At 73.9% G+C, this 15,810-nt stretch carries 19 protein-coding genes; 13 read left to right on the forward strand and 6 right to left on the reverse strand.

Annotation, left to right across the window (positions count from 1 at the left end):
• Positions 1–41: 41 nt before the first annotated feature.
• From AB0H37_RS09435 to AB0H37_RS09455, 5 genes are all read left to right on the forward strand, one after another.
• Positions 42–1,400 carry a ferric reductase-like transmembrane domain-containing protein gene (locus tag AB0H37_RS09435; protein WP_360612098.1) on the forward strand — a complete coding sequence of 453 codons (1,359 nt, stop codon included), beginning with the start codon at positions 42–44 and terminating at the stop codon, positions 1,398–1,400.
• 14 nt (positions 1,401–1,414) lie between these two features.
• Entirely contained in the window at positions 1,415–1,843 is a 429-nt protein-coding gene (locus tag AB0H37_RS09440) for an FMN-binding protein (RefSeq protein ID WP_360612099.1), read from the forward strand.
• Positions 1,836–2,609, forward strand: a complete 774-nt coding sequence (locus AB0H37_RS09445; RefSeq protein ID WP_360612100.1) for an FAD:protein FMN transferase — start codon at positions 1,836–1,838, stop codon at positions 2,607–2,609. The genes AB0H37_RS09440 and AB0H37_RS09445 overlap by 8 nt, the downstream gene beginning before the upstream one ends.
• Before the next feature lie 138 nt (positions 2,610–2,747).
• On the forward strand, positions 2,748–2,972 hold the full coding sequence (locus tag AB0H37_RS09450; RefSeq protein ID WP_360612101.1) for a hypothetical protein: 225 nt from the start codon (positions 2,748–2,750) through the stop codon (positions 2,970–2,972).
• 28 nt (positions 2,973–3,000) lie between these two features.
• Positions 3,001–3,423, forward strand: a complete 423-nt coding sequence (locus AB0H37_RS09455) for a universal stress protein (RefSeq protein ID WP_360612102.1) — start codon at positions 3,001–3,003, stop codon at positions 3,421–3,423.
• Positions 3,424–3,495: 72 nt separating this feature from the next.
• Here AB0H37_RS09455 and AB0H37_RS09460 read toward each other — a convergent pair whose 3' ends face one another.
• The 3 genes from AB0H37_RS09460 to AB0H37_RS09470 all read right to left on the reverse strand — a co-directional run bounded on the left by AB0H37_RS09460 (position 3,496) and on the right by AB0H37_RS09470 (position 5,366).
• Complete coding sequence (locus tag AB0H37_RS09460; RefSeq protein ID WP_360612173.1) at positions 3,496–3,966, reverse strand: cyclic nucleotide-binding domain-containing protein; 471 nt, start codon at positions 3,964–3,966, stop codon at positions 3,496–3,498.
• Between the two features lie 44 nt (positions 3,967–4,010).
• Complete coding sequence (locus AB0H37_RS09465; RefSeq protein ID WP_179834123.1) at positions 4,011–4,856, reverse strand: universal stress protein; 846 nt, start codon at positions 4,854–4,856, stop codon at positions 4,011–4,013.
• A gap of 96 nt (positions 4,857–4,952) precedes the next feature.
• On the reverse strand, positions 4,953–5,366 hold the full coding sequence (locus AB0H37_RS09470; protein WP_179834122.1) for an OsmC family protein: 414 nt from the start codon (positions 5,364–5,366) through the stop codon (positions 4,953–4,955).
• Positions 5,367–5,549: 183 nt separating this feature from the next.
• Here AB0H37_RS09470 and AB0H37_RS09475 point away from each other — a divergent pair, with 183 nt between their 5' ends.
• The 6 genes from AB0H37_RS09475 to AB0H37_RS09500 all read left to right on the forward strand — a co-directional run bounded on the left by AB0H37_RS09475 (position 5,550) and on the right by AB0H37_RS09500 (position 10,906).
• Complete coding sequence (locus AB0H37_RS09475) at positions 5,550–5,813, forward strand: metal-sensitive transcriptional regulator (protein WP_173392307.1); 264 nt, start codon at positions 5,550–5,552, stop codon at positions 5,811–5,813.
• Between the two features lie 100 nt (positions 5,814–5,913).
• Entirely contained in the window at positions 5,914–7,299 is a 1,386-nt protein-coding gene (locus tag AB0H37_RS09480; protein WP_360612103.1) for an MBL fold metallo-hydrolase, read from the forward strand.
• Positions 7,300–7,353: 54 nt separating this feature from the next.
• The gene (locus AB0H37_RS09485; RefSeq protein ID WP_360612104.1) at positions 7,354–7,929 is read left to right on the forward strand and encodes a rhodanese-like domain-containing protein; all 576 of its coding nucleotides are present in this window, start codon (positions 7,354–7,356) and stop codon (positions 7,927–7,929) included.
• A gap of 33 nt (positions 7,930–7,962) precedes the next feature.
• Positions 7,963–8,742: a sulfite exporter TauE/SafE family protein gene (locus tag AB0H37_RS09490; protein ID WP_360612105.1), complete on the forward strand. Its 780-nt coding sequence runs from the start codon at positions 7,963–7,965 to the stop codon at positions 8,740–8,742.
• 117 nt (positions 8,743–8,859) lie between these two features.
• A complete protein-coding gene (locus AB0H37_RS09495) occupies positions 8,860–9,303 on the forward strand; it encodes a universal stress protein (protein WP_179834118.1) in 444 nt (147 codons plus the stop codon).
• A 124-nt stretch (positions 9,304–9,427) separates the two neighbouring features.
• Positions 9,428–10,906, forward strand: a complete 1,479-nt coding sequence (locus tag AB0H37_RS09500) for an AAA family ATPase (RefSeq protein WP_360612106.1) — start codon at positions 9,428–9,430, stop codon at positions 10,904–10,906.
• A 111-nt stretch (positions 10,907–11,017) separates the two neighbouring features.
• On the opposite strand, the gene AB0H37_RS09505 is transcribed toward AB0H37_RS09500, so the two are convergent.
• Positions 11,018–11,581 (reverse strand): hypothetical protein, encoded by a 564-nt coding sequence (locus AB0H37_RS09505; protein WP_360612107.1) that lies wholly within the window; start codon positions 11,579–11,581, stop codon positions 11,018–11,020.
• 239 nt (positions 11,582–11,820) lie between these two features.
• Between AB0H37_RS09505 and AB0H37_RS09510 the strand changes: the two genes are divergently transcribed.
• Positions 11,821–12,405 (forward strand): hypothetical protein, encoded by a 585-nt coding sequence (locus tag AB0H37_RS09510; RefSeq protein WP_360612108.1) that lies wholly within the window; start codon positions 11,821–11,823, stop codon positions 12,403–12,405.
• A 25-nt stretch (positions 12,406–12,430) separates the two neighbouring features.
• Here the strand turns inward: AB0H37_RS09510 and AB0H37_RS09515 are convergent, their stop codons facing one another.
• Positions 12,431–14,152: a GAF domain-containing sensor histidine kinase gene (locus AB0H37_RS09515; RefSeq protein ID WP_360612109.1), complete on the reverse strand. Its 1,722-nt coding sequence runs from the start codon at positions 14,150–14,152 to the stop codon at positions 12,431–12,433.
• Positions 14,153–14,243: 91 nt separating this feature from the next.
• Between AB0H37_RS09515 and AB0H37_RS09520 the strand changes: the two genes are divergently transcribed.
• The gene (locus AB0H37_RS09520; RefSeq protein ID WP_360612110.1) at positions 14,244–14,678 is read left to right on the forward strand and encodes a pyridoxamine 5'-phosphate oxidase family protein; all 435 of its coding nucleotides are present in this window, start codon (positions 14,244–14,246) and stop codon (positions 14,676–14,678) included.
• Here AB0H37_RS09520 and AB0H37_RS09525 read toward each other — a convergent pair.
• Positions 14,659–15,624, reverse strand: coding sequence for a hypothetical protein (locus AB0H37_RS09525; protein WP_360612111.1), 966 nt, complete (start codon positions 15,622–15,624; stop codon positions 14,659–14,661). The genes AB0H37_RS09520 and AB0H37_RS09525 overlap by 20 nt on opposite strands.
• Positions 15,625–15,810 lie beyond the last annotated feature (186 nt).

Below are 15,810 nucleotides of genomic sequence, written 5' to 3' on the forward strand. Positions count from 1 at the left end.
GTCAGAGGGAACTCAGAAACTGCGCTGGCAGGGTGGCCGCCATGACGACGACCAGGTACGACATCATGCGGCCGTCCCCGCAGGTCAGGCGGCCGTCGTGGCGCCTCCCGCACGGGTGGCCGCAGGTGCTGGTCCACGCCGGGGCGGTGGCGGTGCTGGCGCTGTGGTGGCGGAGCACCGGCCCGGTCACCGGCCTGGACGGCTGGCTGACGGAGGCGGGGCGCGTCACCGGGCTGCTGGCGGGATACGGGTGCGCCGTCCTGCTGGCCCTGATGGCCCGCGTGCCGGCGCTCGAACGGGGCGTGGGCACCGACCGGCTGGCCCGCTGGCACGCGATGGGCGGCCGGTACACCGTCTGCCTCGTGCTGGCGCACGCCCTCCTGATCATCTGGGGGTACGCGGTGACGGCCCGTACCGACATCGTCCACGAGACGGCGACGGTGGTCGTCGACTACCCCGAGATGCTCAGGGGCACGGCCGGGTTCCTGCTCCTCCTCGGCGTCGGGATCACCTCCGCCAGGGCGGCCCGGCGGCGGCTGCGCTACGAGACGTGGCACTACCTGCACTTCGCCACCTACCTGGCCGTCTTCCTGGCGTTCTCGCACCAGCTCGCCAACGGCGCCCAGTTCGCCGGATCGCCCTGGGCGAAGGCGGCCTGGTACACCCTGTACATCGGCGTCGCCGTCGTCCTCGCCTGGTTCCGGTTCCTGATGCCCGCCGTGCGCGGGATCCGGCACGGCCTGCGTGTCACCGCCGTCCACGCCGAGGCGCCCGGGATCGTCTCGGTCTACATGAGCGGCCGCCACCTGGACGAACTGCGCGCCGAACCGGGCCAGTTCTTCCGCTGGAGGTTCCTCGCCCCGGGCCTGCGGTGGACGGCCAACCCCTACTCGCTGTCCGAGCCGCCCCGCGGGCACCGGCTCCGGATCACCGTCAAGGCCGCCGGGGGCCACAGCCGGGCGCTGGCCCGGCTCCGCCCCGGGACGCGGGTCTGGGCGGAGGGGCCTTACGGCGGGTTCACCGGGGCGCGGCCGGACCACGACCGGGCCCTGCTGATCGCCGGCGGCGTCGGCATCACCCCGCTGCGGACGCTGTTCGAGACCCTGCCCGGCGACGTGACCCTCGTCTATCTCGCCCGCCGGCCCGAAGATCTGGCCCTGCGCGGCGAGCTGGACGAGATCGCCCGCCTCCGCGGCGCCCGCGCCCACTACTTCGTCGACGAGCCGTCCCACTACTCCCTGTCGCTGGACGGCCGTGCGCTGGGCGGCCTCGTCCCCGACATCCGGCACCGGGACGTCTACCTGTGCGGGCCGCCCGGCATGATGGCCGCCGCCCGGCGCGCGCTCAGGCAGGCCGGCGTGCGACGCCGCCACGTCCGATCCGAATCCTTCGAGTTCTGAGAGGACCGGACCACATGCGCCGAGCCCTGTTCACAACGAGCGCGACGATCGCGGGGGTCGTGCTGCTGCTGTCGTTGAAACCGCACCAGCAGGAGGACTCCGCCACGCCGCCGCCCACCGCGGGCGGCGCGACGAGCAGGGGGACGAGCGGCGGAGCGAACCCGGCGGACGGGACCTACCGGGGACAGAGCGTCGACACCCGCTACGGCCCGGTCCAGGTCGAGATCACGATGTCGGGCGGCCGCCTCAGCGCCGTCCGTGTCCTTCGCTCCCCGTCGGAGAACGGCCGCGACCGCGAGATCGCGTCCTTCGCCCTCCCGCAGCTCACCGAGGAGGCCCTCGCGGCGGGCGACGCGCACATCGACGCCGTCTCCGGCGCCACCTACACCAGCGAGGGATACATCACCTCCCTGCAAAGCGCCCTGGACCGTGCCCGTGCCTGAGCGGATCCGCCACGTCGAGCACGTGATGGGGACGGTGTTCTCCTTCGACATCCGCACGCCGCGCTCGCCGTCCGTCACCGCGGCCCTCGCGCGGGCCGTCGCCTGGCTGCACCACGTCGACCGCGTCTTCTCCCCCTACCGCCCCGACAGCCAGGTCACGCGCCTGGCGGACGGCCGCGTCGGGGTCGGCGGATGCGATCCCGAGGTCGCCGAGGTCCTGCGCCTCGGCGCGGAGTTCGAACGGGTCACCGGCGGCGCGTTCACCTGCGAACCGGGGGGCCGGCTCGACCCCAGCGGCGTGGTCAAGGGCTGGGCCATCGAGCGGGCCTCGACGATCCTCCACGACGCCGGCGCGCACGACCACTGCGTGAACGGCGGCGGCGACGTGCAGGCGCGCGGCGAGGCCGGGCCCGGAGAGCCCTGGCGGATCGGCATCGCCGACCCCCGCGACAGGACCGGGCTCATCGCCGTCGTGTCCGGTCGCGACATCGCCGTCGCCACCTCGGGCACCGCCGAGCGCGGCCGGCACATCCTCGACCCTCGCACCGGTCGTCCCGCCGCGGGCCTCGCCTCCGTCACGCTGGTCGGGCGCCACCTCACCGAGGTCGACGCGCTCGCCACCGCGGCCTTCGCCATGGGCGGCGCGGCCCGCGCCTGGGCGGAGGCCCGCCCGGGGATCGAGGCGCTCGGCGTGACGTCCGGGGGCCGCCCGTGGTGGACGCCCGGCTTCGGGGACATCGCCCTGCTTCCTTGCGATCGGGCGTGAGGGCGCGGCCGGGACGAAAGGACCGTCGCCGTCGAAACGGGGACGAAGGTCCCTACGATCGAGCGGGTGCGCGATCGACGCTTGAGTCGGCACCGTGGCCGCCACCGGGGCGGCTCGCCGAGCTTAAGGAGCTTCGCGATGGCGAGGCAGATCTCCCATGGTTCGTCCGCCCTGGCTCTGGAGCACCGCGTCGCGGTGCTGGAGCGGCAGGTGGCCGCGCTCGCCGAAGCGGCCCGGCTGCTGGCCGCCGCCGTGGAGGACGCTCCCCTGGACACCCCCGACCACGGCGAACCGGCGCCGACGGCAAAGCGGGCGCACGAACTGCTCCTGCTCCCACCGCTGACGCCCGCCGCCGGGCGCTGATCCCCCGATCCCCCCACAGGAGAAGCACATGTCCACGCAACGAACGGCGATCCTGGTCGGAACCGACGGGTCCGCCCCCTCCGACCGCGCCATCGGCTGGGCGGCCGACGAGGCCGCGCGCCTCGGCGGGGAACTCCACATCCTGCACGTCCTGGAGACCCCCACGAAGCCCACGCCCGGCGGCACGGGCGGCGACACCGCGTCACTGGTGGACGCCTGGAACCCGGTGCTGCGCGCCGGACGGGACGCGGCCCTGCGGCGGCACCCCGACCTCAAGGTCGTCGAAGACGTGGTCGTCGGCCACCCGGTCCAGATGCTCGCGCGGGCGTCCGCGGAGGCCGACCTGATCGTGGTCGGGTCCCGGGGCCGGTCGTTCCCCCTCGGGTCGGTCGGCCACGGCGTGATCCACCACGCCCACTGCCCCGTCGCCGTCGTCCGCCCCCACGACTGAAGCGGCGCCGGCTCCCCGAAGAAGTGGCGCCATGGCTCACCGCCGAGCAGGACGTCCGCACAGCGTGAGGGGTCACACCGCCCGGTCGAGGGTTTCGGGGGCGGCCTCGGCGAGCCGGGTCTGGGTCGCCTCCAGGCGGCCCACGACCTGCTCGGCGAAGCGGCGCGTCAGCTCGTACCCGAGCGACGGGTCGACCGCGCTCAGCGTCCGGACCAGCCGGCCGTCGAACTCGATCGCCTGGACGGGCGTGCTCGCGAACGCGCCGAACCGCCAGCGGTGCGGACGGAACAGCCATGACCAGCCCACCACCGATCCGGGCCCGAAGGTGTCGATGACGAGCGTCCCGCCCTCGGGGACGTGCAGGTCGACGGCCACGCTCCCGTCGAGGAGGAGCCAGAACCGCTCCGCCGCGGCGGACTCCGCGAACATGCGCCGTCCCGCGGGGATGTCGGTGTGCCGGGCCGCCTTCGCGAGCCTGGTCAGGTCCAGGCTCCGCATACCGTCGAAGAACGCCTCTCCGGCCAGATCGGCCGCGGTCACCATGCTCACTTGGCTCGCCTACCTTCGGTGTTCCTCGCCGCCCGGCGTCAGCCGAACCACTGCGGCACGATCGTGACCGTGCAGGGCGCGTGCTTGAGCAGCGCGTCGCTCGTCGCGCCGAGTGTCAGAGGCCTGACGGCGCCGGTGCCTCGCGCGCCCACCACCGTCAGCGTCGCCTCCTCCGCCGCCTCCAGCAGGGCCTCACGGGGCGATCTGAGCACCAGCGACGTCGTCGCCTGGACGAAGGGGTTCTTGACCAGCCAGGGCGCGACCGCCCGTTCCAGCACCGCTCCGCACACGTGGCGGAGCTTGTCCTCATCGTCGAACAGCGACAGGTCGCCATCGGGGACGGCGCCGGGCTCCCAGCACCCGTACACCGCGCGCAGCCGCCAGCCGCGCAGCACCGCCTCCTCGAATCCGAACGCCAGCGCGGCGTCCGCCCCCGGGGAACCGTCCACGCCCACGACCACCAGACCGTCGCGGGGGGCGGCCGAGCGCACGACCGCCACGGGGCGGTCGGCCCGGGCCGGCACCCGCAGCGCCGTGGACCCGACGTGCATCTCCTCCGGCGGGTGCGAGCCGATGACGATCAGTTCGGCGTCCGGCCCCTCGTTCAGCAGCGCCCCGGAGGGCCCCCCGGTGGCCAGCCGCCTGCGCACCTTCAGAGCGGGAGCCAGGTCATGCGCCAGCGCCACACCGTGGTCGAGCATGTGCTCCGCCATCCGGCGGACGATGGTCACGCCCTCGCGGTCGATGTGACCGACCGGGTACGGCCACCGCCAGGCATGGCACACCGTCAGCGGCACCCGCCGGAGCCGGGCCTCCTCCACCGCCCAGCGCAGAGCACGCTCGCTCTCGCTCGTTCCGTCGTATCCGACGACCACGTGGCTCATGACGCACTCCTCATCGGTCCGCCTTCATTGCACCGCCCGTCGCGCCCCCTCCCCAGGGCCGAACGACCCTTGGCGACGGGACCTCCGGCGCCCCGCTCAGGCGGCCGTGAGCTCGCTCTCCAGGCGCACGCCGATGCGCGGGGTGTCGAGGATCGAGTTGTGGACGGTGCAGGCCATGACGGCCGCCATCAGGCCGCCCACGTCCCGGTCGGGCAGCCGGACGGGAGGCCGCAGGCGCAGCTCCACGTGCGACACCCGGGCGGGGCCCTCCGGGCTCATCGCGTACTCGACGGCGACCTCCAGCCCGTTCGCGGGCAGGCAGCGCGCCTTCAGGTAGCGCCGGGCGTGGTGCGCGGTGCACGCGGCCAGGGACGCCACGAACAACTCGACCGGCGTCGGCCCGGCGTCCATTCCTCCCCCCATGTACGGCTGGTCCACGTGGATCACGTGGTCGCGGACGATCACTGCGAAGGCGTCGTCCTCCCGGTGGACGACCAGCATCTCGCTCATCGGTGCCACCTCCTCTGCTGGCGGTTCCTCGCTTGGCCCCCAGTTTCGAGTTCGGGAGTCTTCGCAGGTAGAGCCGAAGGTCCTGCCGGAAGTCCCGGGGCCAGGTGAGGTACCTCACGCACAGGCGGATACCCCCTGGGGTATGTTGGGCGCCGGAGGTGGAAGGTGGAGGAGCATCTGGAGATGGACGCGACCGCCCTGGCGGACGCGCTGACCCGGCTCCGGCGGGCGCACGGCCAGCTGGGCGGGGTGATCTCGATGATCGAGAACGCCGACGACTGCGAGCGGGTGCTGACCCAGCTGGCGGCGGTGTCCAAGGCGATCGACCGGGCCGGCTTCAAGATCATTTCAACCGGGCTCCGGCACTGCCAGGCGGCGGCCGACCGCGGCGAGAAGCCGCCGATCAGCGCCGAGCGCCTGGAGAAACTCTTCCTCGCCCTTTCCTGAAGGCGGCGGGACGGCCTCCCCTCATCGGGCGATGAGGGGGTACGACCATGGCCGCGATCTGACCGGCGGATACCCCCCGGGGTATAAGGAGTGAACGCAGATGGTAGATGTCCAGGTAGTCGAGACCTCGTCCCTGGGCGACCGCAGCTACCTCGCCCACGACGGGCGGGTGGCGCTGGTGGTCGACCCGCAGCGCGACATCGACCGCTTCCTGGCCCTGGCCGGGCGGCTGGACGTCCGCATCACGCACGTGGCCGAGACCCACCTGCACAACGACTACGTCTCCGGCGGGCTGGCGCTGGCCAGGGCGACCGGAGCGGCATACCTGCTCTCGTCCGACGAGGGCGTCGAGTTCGAGCGGACCGCGCTGTCCGACGGCGACGAGGTCGCCCTCTCCGACGCGCTGCGCATCCGCGCCGTGGCCACCCCCGGGCACACCTTCCACCACGTGTCCTACATCCTGTCCGGTCCCGACGGACCGGAAGGGGTCTTCACGGGCGGGTCGCTGCTGTTCGGCACCACCGGCCGCACCGACCTCCTCGGTTCCGAGCACGCCCACCTGCTCGCCGAGCGGCAGCACGCGTCGGCGCGCCGGCTGGCCGACCAGCTGCCCGACGGCGCGCACGTCTGGCCCACGCACGGCTTCGGAAGCTTCTGCTCGGCGAGCCAGTCCGACGCCGCGTCCTCGACCATCGGCCGGGAGCGGAGGGCCAACCCGGCGCTGCGGCTGGAGGCCGACGACTTCGTCACCCAGACCCTGGACGGGCTCGACGCCTATCCCGCCTACTACGCGCACATGGGGGTCCGCAACAGCGCCGGCGCCGACCTGCTCGACCTCACTCCCGCCCGGACCGCCGACCCCGCCGAGCTGCGCGACCGCATCGCGGCCGGGGAATGGGTCGTCGACCTGCGCTCCCGCAAGGCCTTCGCCCAGCGGCACCTGGCCGGGACCCTCAGCTTCGGCCTGGACGGCGCGATGTCGACGTGGCTCGGCTGGCTGGCGCCGTGGGGCGCGCCCCTCACCCTGCTCGGCGACGGCCCCGAGCAGATCGCCGCCGCCCAGCGGGAGCTGGCGCGCATCGGCATCGACCGCCCGGCCGCGGCCTCCTCCGGGGAGCCCGAGCAGTGGGCCGGCGGCGACGCCGCCCGGCTGCGGGCGACGCCCGTCGCGACGTTCACCGACCTGGCCGCCGTCCGCTCCGGCCGCCTCCCCCGGCACCTGCCCGCGCCGGACGTCGTGCTGGACGTGCGCATGACCAACGAGTGGAGGGACGGGCACATCGAGGGCGCCGTCCACATCCCGCTGCCCGAGCTGACCGCCCGGCTGGACGAACTGCCCGACGGAACCATCTGGGTGCACTGCGGCTCCGGCTACCGGGCCGCCGCCGCCACCAGCCTGCTCCAGCGGGCCGGTCGCCGGACCGTGCACATCGACGACGCCTACTCCGAAGCCGCGCCCGCGGGCCTCACCATCACCGACTACTGACCAGCACCGACCAGCACCGATCCCCCATCACCACGACACGCGGGAGAAGACCTCGTGACCACCTCGCCCACCGTCGACGTCCCCGCCCTGCGCGAACTCCTGGACTCAGATGACCGGCCGCGGCTCATCGACGTCCGGACGCCGGGCGAGTTCGAGACCGGCCACATCCGAGGCTCCTACAACGTGCCTCTCGACCTGCTGCGCGAGCACCGCGCCGAACTGCGCGCCCACCTCGACGAGCAGGTGGTGCTCGTCTGCCGCTCCGGGCAGCGGGCCGGCCAGGCCTCGCAGGCGCTGGCGACCGCGGGCCTCCCCGGCCTGCGCGTCCTGCACGGCGGCATCGGCGCCTGGCAGGCCGCGGGCCAGCCGGTCGCCGCGGGACGCTCCCGCTGGGACCTGGAACGCCAGGTCCGCCTGGTCGCCGGCTCGATCGTGCTCGGCTCGGTCCTGGCCAGCACGACCGTCCCGCGCGCCAAGTGGCTCGCCGCGGGCATCGGCGGGGGCCTCACCTTCGCCGCCCTGTCCAACACCTGCGCCATGGGGATGGCCCTGTCCAAGCTCCCCTACAACCGCGGGCCGAAGTGCGACATGGACGCCGTCCTGAGCGCCCTGGCCCCGGACCGCGCATGACCCGAAGTCCATGTCCGCCAGGGAGATGAGGACATGCTGATCGCGCTCGTCCTCGGTGCCCTCATCGGCATCCTGCTGGGGCTGCTCGGCGGCGGCGGCTCCATCCTCGCCGTCCCCGCCCTCGTCTACGGGGCGGGCCTGCCGCTGGCCTCGGCGGTTCCGGCGTCCCTGCTGGTCGTGGGCATCTCCTCCGCCACGGCCGCACTGCCCCGCGTCCACGCCGGGCAGGTGCGCTGGCGGATCGCCGGCGTCTTCGGCGCGGCCGGAGCGGTGGCCGCCTTCGGCGGCGCCGCCCTGAACCGCCTCCTGCCCGACCAGGCCGTCCTGCTCGGCTTCGCCGCGCTCATGGTGGCGGCCGGCTGGCGGATGCTGGCCGGAGGCGACCGGCTGGGCGGGGCGTGCGCCCTTCCCGGCGGCGGCGTCGACTGGCGCTCCTGCCTGCCCAAGTCGATCGGCGCGGGTGCGGCCGTCGGCGTGCTGACCGGTCTGTTCGGCGTCGGCGGCGGCTTCCTCATCATCCCGGCCCTGGTCGTCGGGCTCGGCCTGCCGATGGCCGCCGCGGTCGGCACCTCCCTGGTCATCGTGGTGGTCAACTCGATCGCCGGCTTCGCCGCGCACGCCGGGGACGCGACGCTGGACTACGGCGTCATCGCGGCGTTCACCCTGGCCGCCGTCGCCGGTTCGCTCGCCGCCGCCCGCCTCGCCCGGCGCCTGGACGCCGACCGGCTGCGGCGCTGGTTCGCCTACCTGGTCTTCGCCGTCGCGACCTTCGTCGCCGCGCAGGCCGTCCTACATCCGGGAGCCACCGGATGATCTCGCCGCACCGAGCGGTGCCCGGATCGGGCCGAAAGTCCCGGTTCGGGGGGACGCTCGGCACTGACCCGCGGAACGTCCCGGGCGGGAAGGTGGGGGTGACTGAGGAGGTCGCTGATGTGGGTCGTGCCCGAACAACGTTCCGTCGTCGTCGGAGTGGACGGTTCCCCCAACTCCATGGCCGCGTTGCGCCGGGCCGCCCGCGAGGCGTCCGAACGCCACGCGCGCCTGGACGTGGTCCGCATCATGGAGCCCGGCGACGCCCCGGCCCGGCGCCCGTTCCACGCGATCCGGGAGTGGCTGCGGCTGCGCCGCCTGGTAGCCCGCCTGATCCCACGCTCCCGGCACCTGACCACCCGGCTGCGCGTCCTGCACGGGGAGCCGGGCGTAGTGCTGGCCGAAGCGGCCGCGCGTGCCGAGCTGCTTGTGGTCGGCGCCCGGGCGCACTCCGAGCACGGCAACCCGCTCGGCGGCGACACCGTCCCTGTCGTGCGGGAGCGGGCGCGGTGCGAGGTCGTGATCTGCGCGGACCAGGGGGCCACCGCCGGCGAGAACCTCTGAGGCCCCGCGGCGAACCCGGGAGGGAAGTCATGAAACGACGCGCAGTCGGGGACGTCGTGACCCGGCGCGTCGTGACGGTCTCCGAGGACACCGGCCCCGCCCCCTGCCCGAGGGCATGAGGCCTATGGAGGACGCCGCCGTCGCCGAGACCCACATCGGCATGGTCTTCTTCGCCGGAGACCGCGCCTACAAGCTGAAGAAGCCGGTGGACCTGGGGTTCCTGGACTTCAGCACCCGTGAGCTGCGCGAGCGCGCGTGCCACGAGGAGGTCCGGCTGAACCGGCGGTTCGCCCCCGACGTCTATCTCGGCGTCGCCGACGTGCACGGGCCCGACGGCGGCGCCTGCGACCACCTGGTCGTGATGCGGCGGATGCCCGCCGAGCGGCGCCTGTCCACCCTGGTCAGGGCCGGCGCGCCGGTGCGGGACGCGCTGCGCGACACGGCCCGGATCCTGGCCGCCTGGCATGCCAGGGCGCCGCGCGGCCCCCGCATCGCGGCCGAGGAGACCCGCGACGCCGTCCGGGGCCGCTGGCACGACAGCTTCGAGCAGGCCCGGCCCTTCCAGGGCGCCGTCCTGGACGCCGGGGCCGCCGCCGAGACCGAGGACCTCGCGGACGAGTTCCTCGCCGGCCGTAAGCCCCTGTTCGACGCGCGCATCGCCGACGGCCGCGTGGTCGACGGGCACGGCGACCTGCTGGCCGGCGACGTCTTCTGCCTGGACGACGGCCCCCGGATCCTCGACTGCCTGGAGTTCGACGACCGGCTCCGCTTTCTGGACGGTCTGGACGACGCCGCGTTCCTGGCGATGGACCTCGAACGCCTGGGCGCCCCCGAGCACGCCGAACGCTTCCTCGGCTGGTACGCCGAGTACGCCGCCGACCCGGCCCCGTCCTCGCTCCGCCACCACTACGTGGCCTACCGCGCCTTCGTCCGCGCCAAGGTGGCGTGCCTGCGCCACGACCAGGGCGCGCCGGACGCGGCAGCCGATGCCCGCGCCTACGCCGACGTCGCGCTGCGCCATCTGCGCGCCGGCCGCGTCGGCCTGATCATGGTGGGCGGGCTCCCGGGCACCGGGAAGACCTCCCTGGCCGGTGCGCTGGCCGACCGGCTCGGCTGCACGGTGCTCAGCAGCGACCGGATCCGCAAGGAGCTCGCCGGGCTGGCGCCCGCCGACCCGGCGGCCGCGCCCTACGGCTCCGGCATCTACACGCCGGAATGGGACCGGCGCACCTACCGTGAGATGGCCGCGCGCGCCGCCCGGCTGGTCCAGTTGGGCGAGACGGTCGTCCTGGACGCCTCCTGGACCTCCGCGGCCGACCGGGAGCTCCTCGCCGCCGTCGCCGAGCAGGGGCACGCGCACCTGACGGCGCTGCGCTGCGAGGCACCGGAGTCCCTCTGCGCCGAGCGGATGCGGACCCGTCCCCGGGGCCCCTCAGACGCCGACGCGGGCATCGCCGCCGCCATGCGCGCGGACTCCGCGCCCTGGCCCGGGGCGGCCGCCGTCGACACCGGCGGGGCCCTCCCCCGCGCCGTCGACCAGGCCCTCGCCGCCATCCGCGGCGCGGGTCCGCCGGACCGTTCTCCGGCATCGCGTCCTGCCTGACCCGCCCTGCCGCATGACCCGCCCTGCCGCATGACCCCCGTCCGGCCGCCAGGACGGGGACATGCGTACGAGGGGCGCTCGCAGGGAGCGCCCCTCGTCTCGCGGATCAGGTCACTTGAGGAAGGGGAGGCGCTTGACCAGGCGGGTCCCGCCCCACCAGCGGCCGAGGCCCAGGGTGTCGCCTGCGCTGACCAGGGCCAGTCCGACGATCAGGATGGCGTAGACCAGGTGGTCGTCCATGAAGGGGTTGTTCTCCGGGGGCAGGACCGCCGACCACATCATCAGCAGCAGGGCGGCCCCCGCCGCGGCGGCGATCCGCATGCCCACGCCCAGGATGAGGGCGGCGCCGATGCCGCCCAGACCGATCATGAACAGCCAGTCGGCCCAGCCCGCTCCCGCGATGTCGTGGTAGAGGTCGGCGAACGGCCCGGCGGGCGAGTGCGCCAGGAACCCCTCGGTGGGGCTGCCGCCGTCGATCCACGCCTTGGCTGCGGGGGTCTCGTGGCCCAGTCCGAAGGTCTTGTCCAGGAAAGCCCACAGGAAGACCCAGCCGAGCGCGAAGCGCGCTGCGGCCCAGGCATAACGGGCGGCGTGCGACTCGGTCAGCGGCCGGGGGGTCACCACCCGGATCAGGGTGTCCCGCCCCACGTGGGTCTTGTGCTCGGAGAGTGCCATCGCCACTCACCTTCCATCGCATCGATGATCTCGTCACCCATGACTCAATCCTGAACCGCCCTTGGCCTGTAGGTACCTTCGGCGCACGATCGGCGGGACCTAGGTCCCGCGTGCCGCGGGCAGAAGGACCCGGGAGGTCCCTCCCGCGAGGGGCTTCCGCCTCTGCGGCCGTCGAGGGCCCGATGCGTAGCGTCGTGATGGAAGGAAGGCGAAGGGACGGCGTCATGGGAGCGACGACCATGCGAACACGGACCGGCCACTGGACAGCACGGATCGACCGCCGGCGTCGCAGTTGCGGCTTCGACCGCAACGACCTGCGGCGCGATGTGGACCGGTTCCAGTGGCGGATCGGGCTGCTGCTGCTCATCGTCTTCCTCAGCGCGACACCTCCGCTGCTCACCCATGCCGTCCAGTCCGCCTACGGCTCGGGGGTGAGGGCCGAGCGCCAGCAGGCCGCCACGCGGCATCGCGTCGAGGCCACCATCGTGAGGGTGCGGGACCCGGGGGGACGGCGCACGGTCACGGTCGCCTGGACCGACCCCGACGGGACGCGGCGGACCGACGACTACACGACGTGGCGGGGAGCCGCTGTCGGAGAGCGCCTCATCCTGTGGGCCGGGCCCGGCGGCGTCTCGATCACGCCGCCCCGCCGGCACGCGCAGACGGTCATCCACACCGCGGTGGCCGGGACGGGCGTCGCCCTCGCCACGGGACTGCCCGCGCTCTGCCTCTACGGGCTCGTCCGGGCGTGGTACGACCGGCGCCGCTACCGGCTGTGGGAGGCCGAGTGGGCGCGCCTCGACAACCACCGCATCGGTCCCTGACCCTGTCAGCCGGGCCGCAACGGGGTCAGGCGGGCTTGAGCGGGACGCGCCAGACCAGCACCGTGCCGCCCTCCGGGCGCCGCCCGGCGGTGCACGTGCCGCCCAGGTCCTCGGCACGGGCCTCCATGTTGCGGAGCCCGCTGCGGCGGCCGCCTTCGGTGATGCCGACGCCGTTGTCCTGCACCCGCACCGTGACGTCGTCCCCGACGTCGATGTTCAGGGACGTCTCGGTGGCGTGGGCGTGCCGGGCCACGTTCGACAGGGCCTCCCGCACCACCGCGAGGAGCTGCTCGCCGATCTCCTCGTCGACCGAGGTGTCCAGCAGGCCGTCCAGCCGCACCGAGGGCGCGAACCCCAGATGCTCCGCCGCCCTGTCGGCCAGGGCGTGCACCCGGCTGCGCAGCGACGTCTCGTCGGTCTCGGGGCCCTGCAGCGCGAAGATGGACGAGCGGATCTGCCGGATGGTGTCGTCCAGGTCGTCCACCGCCCGCTGCACCCGGACGGCGACCTCCCGCTTCTGCGTGATCTTGATCGCCGCCATCAGCCCCATCGCGGTCGCGAACAGCCGCTGGATGACGGTGTCGTGCAGGTCCTTGGCGATCCGGTCGCGGTCCTCCAGCAGCACCAGCCGCTCGGCGTCCCGGCGGCGCTCGGCCAGCTCCAGGGCCACCGCCGCCTGCCCCGCGAACGCCTCCAGCAGCCGCTGCGTCCCCTCCGAGAACAGCGCCCCGCCCGGCGGGTTGACCACCGAGAGGACGCCCCGCGCCGACGAACCGAGCCCGAGCGGCACGACCAGCAGCGGACCGATCGGCATCCGCGTGGGCAGGTTCGCCTCGCGCGTCGCCTTCTCCCCGTCGACCAGCCGCAGGGAGGTTCCGTCGGTGTAGACCGGCCCGGCCACCGAGTGCTCCAGCGGCACCCGCAGCCCCTCCACATGGTCGGCGCCCTCCCCGCGGGCGGCCTCGACCACGAACTGCCGGCTGCCCTCGTCCACCAGCGCCACGGTCGCGAGGTCCGCCTCGGCGATCTCCTGCGCCCGCTGCGCGACCAGGATGGTCACCTCGTGCGGGTCGGTGCCCGACAGCAGCGCGGTGGAGATCTCGGCCGACGCCTCCAGCCACCGCTCGCGCCGGCGCGTCTCCTGGTACAGGCGGGCGTTCTCGATCGCGACGCCGGCGGCCGTGGCCAGCGCGATCACCACGACCTCGTCCTCCTCCTCGAACTGGCCGCCGCCGGCCTTCTCGGTCAGGTAGAGGTTGCCGAACACCTCGTCCCGCACGCGGATCGGGACGCCCAGGAACGTCCGCATCGGCGGATGGTTGGACGGGAATCCGCTGGAGGCGGTGTGGTGCCCGAGGTCCGGGAGCCGTAGCGAGCGCGGCTCCCGGATCAGCAGACCCAGGATCCCGTGCCCGTGCGGCCAGTGGCCGATCGCCTCGATCTCCTCGTCGCTGACGCCCACGGTGACGAACTGCACCAGGTGCTCGCCCTCTTCACCGATGACGCCGAGGGCGCCGTAACGGGCGTCGACGAGGGTGGTGGCCGCCTCGGTGATCCGCCGCAGCACCGACTCCAGATCCAGTTCGCTGCCGATCGAGACCACGGCCTCCAGCAGCGCGTGCACGCGGTCACGCGTCGATCGCGCCGCCTCCAGCCTCGACTGCAGCTCCGACAGCAGGTCGTCCAGCTGCAACTGCGGCAGGATCATCCGCGCCTTGTCGGGGCCGGCGCCCGAATCATGAGCCACGGATCCAGTATTACCCTGCGTGCGGCGAGAAGTCAGGTCAGGGACCTTAGTCCCTGATGACCTTGGTCACCGATGCTCCACGCTGGACGTTATGCATCTCGACCACAGCGGCATGGAGATCCTCGGTGACGAGGAGTGCCGGTTCCTGCTGCGCCGATCGAAGATCGGCCGGATCGTGTTCACGCTCCAGGCTCTGCCCACCGTGCAGCCGGTGAACTTCGTCTTCGACGGCGAGCACATCGTGGTGAAGACGTCGACGGCGTCACGGCTGGCCACCGCCGCCTCCGACACGATCGTGGCCTTTGAGATCGACGACATCGACACGGCGGCCGGCAGCGGCTGGTCCGTCGTCACCGTGGGGCCGGCCCGCCGCGCCACCGAGCCCGCCGAGATCGCCCGGCTCTCCGCGCTTCCGCTGCGGAGCTGGGCGCCCGGCGAGCACGACCGGTTCATCGTCATCCGGCCGCAGCTCATCACGGGGCGCCGCATCCCCGAACGCGCCCCGCTCAGGGCTCCACGACCATGACGTCGGCGAGGGGCCGGCGGACGGTGTCCAGGCCCTCCCCCTCCGGCGCCCCGATGCGCAGGAGCATCTGCGGGTAGGCGTCCCGGCAGAACTGGGCGCGGATGAAGGCGCGCAGCTCCGGCACTTCGAGCGCCTGAGTGTGGAAGGCGGCCGCCAGATCGCTCTCGGCCGCCCTCAGCAGCGCCCGCTGGAGCGCCCCGCCCGTGCGCAGCCAGTCGGCGGGACCGTCGCCGTCCGACACCAGGAGCAGCGCCACTCCCGCCGCGGCCGCCTCCTCCGGGTGCGCGGGCTCCGCGCCCCATCCCTGGCCGCGCGCGAAGTCGCGGGCGGCGAAGTGCGGCCTGGTCTCGGGAGCCTGCCTGGGGTAGGCGCCTTCCTGGACGCCGTCCCTGCGGGCCGTCCTGGGCGAGGGCGCCCAGCGGCCGATCTCCGTCGAGTACGCGGGCGTGCGGCGCTGGATGTGCTCGGCCGCGTCGGTCAGGGCGGCCAGGGCCCCCTTGACGTTCCGGTCGACGGCCTCGATCAGCCGGGCGCCCTCGCGCTCGACGTCGTACCGCATGGCCGTAAGGATCCCGGCGGGGACGGTCTCGGGGCGGAACGCGCCCCGATGGCTGCGCCGGCGCCGGATCTGCGCGTGCTCCCGGAGGGTCTGCCGGTCCGCCGGCTCGTCGGGCTCCAGGTTCACGTCGGCGAGCAGGTGCGGGCGGTCCGGATCGGGCAGCAGCAGCACGACGGGGTCGTAGCCCTGCGCGCGCAGCGACAGCTTGAGGTTGTACAGCGCCGCCCCGCAGCTGATCAGCATCTCCCGGCCGTTCGGATCGGCGACGCCCAGGCGGCGGTCCGGGTCCGCGCGCAGGCTGACCCGCGAGCCGCGTACGCCGAACCGCCACGGCTGGGTGTTGTGCACCGAAGGCGCCCACAGTGCGTCCTCGACGGCTCGCCGCATGTCATCTGCGATGTCCGCAGAAGCCCTGTACCTGGTTTGCATGAATCGCTCCTTTCCTCGCCTTCACCCCACCAGCGATCCCCGCACCCGCGGCAGGGCCGAAGGTCCATCCCGGGCGGGCACAGGGACGCGCGCCGGATCGGGACGTTGGTCCCGCGGGCACGGGACGTCCGCGGGCTGGGGCCC

This window comes from Actinomadura sp. NPDC023710, from assembly GCF_040639875.1.
Classification (GTDB): Bacteria; Actinomycetota; Actinomycetes; order Streptosporangiales; family Streptosporangiaceae; genus Spirillospora; species Spirillospora citrea.